3 protein-coding genes are annotated in these 4,585 nt (G+C 30.0%); all 3 read right to left on the bottom strand.

All coding sequences use genetic code 11. The features are described 5' to 3' along the window. Nucleotides 1-29: 29 nt before the first annotated feature. Nucleotides 30-1,397, bottom strand: a complete 1,368-nt coding sequence (gene rlmD / locus HMPREF3045_RS08920) for a 23S rRNA (uracil(1939)-C(5))-methyltransferase RlmD (protein ID WP_070738754.1) — start codon at nt 1,395-1,397, stop codon at nt 30-32. Further along, nucleotides 1,398-3,728, bottom strand: a complete 2,331-nt coding sequence (locus HMPREF3045_RS08915; protein ID WP_070738752.1) for an ATP-dependent DNA helicase — start codon at nt 3,726-3,728, stop codon at nt 1,398-1,400. A gap of 155 nt (nt 3,729-3,883) precedes the next feature. Continuing rightward, nucleotides 3,884-4,585, bottom strand: a 702-nt coding sequence (locus tag HMPREF3045_RS08910; protein WP_180363026.1) for a DUF5633 domain-containing protein, incomplete at its 5' end; no start/stop codon positions are given.

Genomic DNA, 4,585 nt, shown 5'->3' with positions numbered 1-4,585 from the left:
AAACTGCTTAAAATGCAGGATTTCTAAATTCATATCTTTTTTATCAACGCTATAGTCTCGACGTGCCTTGACCTAGGGAATTGGTCGAAGGCTTGGTATTTTTTTATTTTGTAGCCGTTTTTTATGAAGATTTCTAGGTCTCTTACTTGGGTTTTTGGGTTGCAGGATATGTAGACAAATTCTTCTGGAGCTATGTCTATTATTTTTTTGATTGCTTTTGGGTGAATGCCTTCTCTTGGTGGGTCTATTACTACTATGTCGTATTTTCCTTTTACTAAGTCTATTTTTTCTAAAACGTCTCCTGCTATAAAATCTATATTTTCTATTTCATTTTCTTTTGCATTGTCGAAGGCTTTTTCTACTGCTTCTTCTATTATTTCTATTCCCATAGCTTTATTTGCGGATTTTGCAAATAATTGGGTTATGGTTCCCGTTCCTGAATATAAATCTAGGACGTTTTTGTTTTTATCTACGTTTGCTAATTCTATTGCTTTTTGATAGATTTTTTCTGCTGTATATACATTTGGTTGGAAAAATGAAAATGGGGAAATTTGAAATTTTAAATCGTTCATTTTTTCTTCGATATATTTTTTTCCAAATAAAAGTTCGATTGAATCTACTTTTACTGCATCTGATAAACTATCGTTAATCACATGATAAATTGAAACAATTCTCCCCTTGGTTTTTGCATTTAAGAGATTATGGGCAAATAAGTCTCTTCTCATTGGATCAAAAGATTTGTCTGAGCTTGTCACAAGGACTACCATTATTTCTCCAGTGTGAAGTGCTTTTCTTACTATTAAATTGCGCAAAAGTCCTGTATGAGCTTTTTTGTGATAAAAACTTGTATTTTTTTCTCTAAAATATTTTTGTACATGTTTTCTTATTGTTTCAAAATCTCTATCTACAATATTACATCCATCTGTATCGACAATTTCATAAAATCTATTTTGCCTGTGAAGTCCCAAAACAAGTGGTCCGTCCTTAAAAGAATCCCCAAAAGTATATTCCATTTTATTTCTGTATTCTTTTATTTTGGGACTTCTAATGATTGAAAGATCTGCAATATCAATATGAGAATTTTTCAAAAGTTTTTTTATCATATCATGCTTTAATAAAAGCTCTGTTTCATATCCCATTTTTTGGTAAGAACAACCACCACAAATTCCTGCATGAGGGCAAAATTCTTTGGCATTTTCTATTTTGGATTCTTCCAAAACTTCCATAAATTTTCCTTTTTTATTCTTGCCCCTGTTTTTAGTTATTTTTACCCTGACTTTTTGTCCCAAAACTCCGCCCTTAAATTGGACAGTTTTTTCTTCGTCAATTTTTCCTATAGAAATATTTGGATAAGACATATCTATTATTTCTACATCTTTTATTGGTTTTTCTCTCATTTATTCTCCTCTATTCCAAAATCTTTCAACCAAGATTTTTAATTCTTTTTTATTTTTTACTTCTCTTATATTTGACCAATGTCTAGGATAAAGCCTTCTGTACTTATCCCACAAAAACCTATCATCAACCAAATAAATTATTCCCCTATCCTTTTCTCCTCTGATTAGCCTTCCAGCTGCTTGGAAAATTTTATTTAAGCCCGGATAGGTGTAGGAATAATCAAAACCATTGTGAGAAATTTCGTCAAAATGATTTTTTATTAAATTTCTCTCATCGCTTACTCCCGGCATTCCAACTGAAATTACCATAGAACCAATTAGCCTATCGCCTTTCAAATCAACTCCCTCAGAAAATATTCCACCCAAAACCAAAAATGCAGTTTTTTCACTTTCGTAAGTGAAATTTTGCAAAAATTTGTGTCTTTCTATCGGGGACATGGACCTTTCTTGAACTAAAATTTCGTCATTAAAATTTTCCTTGTAATATTCATAAACATCTGTTAGATATGAAAATGAAGGGAAAAATATAAAATAATTTCCTTTTTTTGCACTTATAAATTCGTGGATAAGGTCAGCTATATCCATTAAATTATTATTTCTATCTTTATACCTAGTAGAAATTGGACTTGCAAAAATGGCAAAATTTTTCTTATCAAAGGGCAAATCTAAATGAACTTTCAAACTATCATCTGCTCCAAGCATTTTTCTGTAAAAATCCATTGGAGAAAGAGTTGCAGAAAAAAATATGCTTGCCCTTGCAAGTTTATACTTTTCTTTTAAAACTTTTGAAGGATCAATGCACTTAATTTCATAAATTTTTTCCATAGAATTTTCATCATAGGTCAAGGTTTGATAAAAACCCTCCCTAAAATTATCAGAAATTCTTAGATGATGGTTTATTTCAAAAAACATATCTTCTATTTTATCATAATCTTCTCTTTTTTTATCCTTGATCAAAACTTTTTCCAATTTTTTTGATAAAGCCATGAGTTTTTTGTCAAAATCATCATTATTATCAGTCGAATAATAAAACAATTTTTTCCCATAATTTTTATACATTTTTTCAAATTCATCCAAAATTGAATCAATTGATTTTATTATTTTTAAATCTTTTTTTATATCCATAGATTTTCTTAATTCCTTAAAATCAGAATCAACAAAATCATGAGAGAACATCTTTCTTGACCTTTCCAAAAGATTGTGAGCCTCGTCAATTAAAAACAAATATTCATCAAGGCTATCATCAAAAAATCTTCTCAAATAAACATTTGGATCAAAAACATAATTATAATCGCAAATTATTATGTCGCAGTACAAGGAAATATCAAGCTCAAACTCTAGGGGACAAAGTCTATGTTTTTCTGAATAAGAAGTGATAATATCATAGTCCATTATGTCTTCATTTTCCAAAATATCTTTTAGTCCATCATTTACCCTATCAAAATGCCCTCTTGCAAATGGACAAGCTTCAGGATTACAAGAAATTTCATCATTTAAGCAAATTTTCTCCTTGCTTGTAATTGAAACTGCCTTGATCGATAAATTTTTTTCTTTTAATAAATACAAAGATTTTAAAGCTTCTTTTGCCGTAGTATTTTTGGAAGTTAGGTAGAAAATTTTGTCACTCAAGCCTTCTCCCAAAGATTTTACAGCAGGAAAAATTGTAGAAATAGTCTTTCCAGTTCCAGTCGGAGCATCTACAAACAAATTTTTCTTATCAAGAATTGCCCTATAAACAGCAACAGCCATCTTCCTTTGCCCTTTTCTGTAACCATCATAGGGAAAAGTCAAATTATTTGCACTGATATTTCTTTTTTCAAGGTTTTTAGATAAAATTTTTGAGAAATTAATATATTCTTTTAATAAATTTATGTAAAATTCATAAAGCTCGTCAAGACTTTTTTCCTTTTCAAAAGTTTTTGTCTTATAATCATCTAATGATACATAAGTTAGCCTTATAGTAATATTTTTCAAATCATTTTTTACACCATAAAAATACCCATAGCAAAAAGCTTGAGCCCAGTGTAGTTTATTTGAATCATCCAATTTGTCTAGATTTCTTGTGGTAGATTTTATTTCGTCAATAATTATTTTGCCTTTCTTTTTCAAAAGACCATCAGCCCTACCCTCAACGTGAAATTCCATATCATCAATTTTAGTAATGTTTTTAAGATAGAATTCAGCTTGGTAATTTTTATCATAAGATTTTTGAATTTTTTGATGGGCCTTGATTCCTTCGACCATCCTATTATTGTCCCTAAAGGAATTATCAATATCCCCACTTCTCATAACAAATTCTATAAGTTTTCTAACAGAAGTTTTTATATACATTAAATCACCTTAGTTTATTATATCATTTTTCATTAAATATTTTGAATTTTGAAACTATCAGTAAAATAAAATTTATTAAGATTCATAAAAAAATATCCCTCTCAGGATATATTTTCTTGAGAGAGATATTTTGCTTTTAATTTATTTATAATAAATTATTTTCTTTTTGATTTGAAAAGTGCTACTGCTGATGCTGCAAGTGTTGCTACAACACCTGTAAGTCCTGCTACACCTGTTTGAACGTTGTTAGCTTTGTTATTTACAACTTTTGATGGTTGTGTTTTTTTCTTATCTTCTGTTTTTGCTGGATTTTTTGCACCTGGTTTTGCTGGATCTTTTACGCCTGGTTTTGCTGGATCTTTTTCGCCTGGTTCTACTGGATCTTTTTCGCCTGGTTTTTGTTCTTCTTCTTTGTAGAATAATCTGAAGTAATATCTTCCATCTGCTCCTTGATTTACTTCATATGCATTATTTATTGGATCATTTTCTAGAGCTTCTTTTGCTGCTGCTTCTGCTTCTTCTCTTGTTTCATATCCAATTTCTAGTCCTTTTTCAACTGGAGATAATTGGTAATAATATTTTCCATCTGCTCCTTGTGTTATTGTGTAGGATTTATTTACTGGATCATTTTCTAATGCTTTCTCAGCTGCTATTCTAGCTTCTCTTTCTGTATCAAATCCATTTTTTGTTTCTTCTGGTGTTTCACCTGGTTTTTCTGGATCTTCTTCACCTGGTTTTCCTGCGTGAGCTTTCAAGATTTCATTTTTTAATGCTTCTACGCCTTCTATTGTTTTTGCTTTGTTGATTAAATTGAAATAGAAGTCACTTGTAATTCCAGCTGCTTTTAATTCTTCGAT

It is taken from the genome of Anaerococcus sp. HMSC075B03 (assembly GCF_001815585.1).
Lineage (GTDB): Bacteria > Bacillota > Clostridia > Tissierellales > Peptoniphilaceae > Anaerococcus > Anaerococcus vaginalis.
Note: the sequence above shows the minus strand (reverse complement) of the source record. Positions and strands in the feature narration are given on the sequence as shown.

What these genes read in the sequence shown, in the direction of transcription:
- rlmD (WP_070738754.1), bottom strand. Translation starts at nt 1,397, where the DNA reads ATGAGAGAAAAACCAATAAAAGATGTAGAAATAATAGATATGTCTTAT.
- HMPREF3045_RS08915 (WP_070738752.1), bottom strand. Translation starts at nt 3,728, where the DNA reads ATGTATATAAAAACTTCTGTTAGAAAACTTATAGAATTTGTTATGAGA.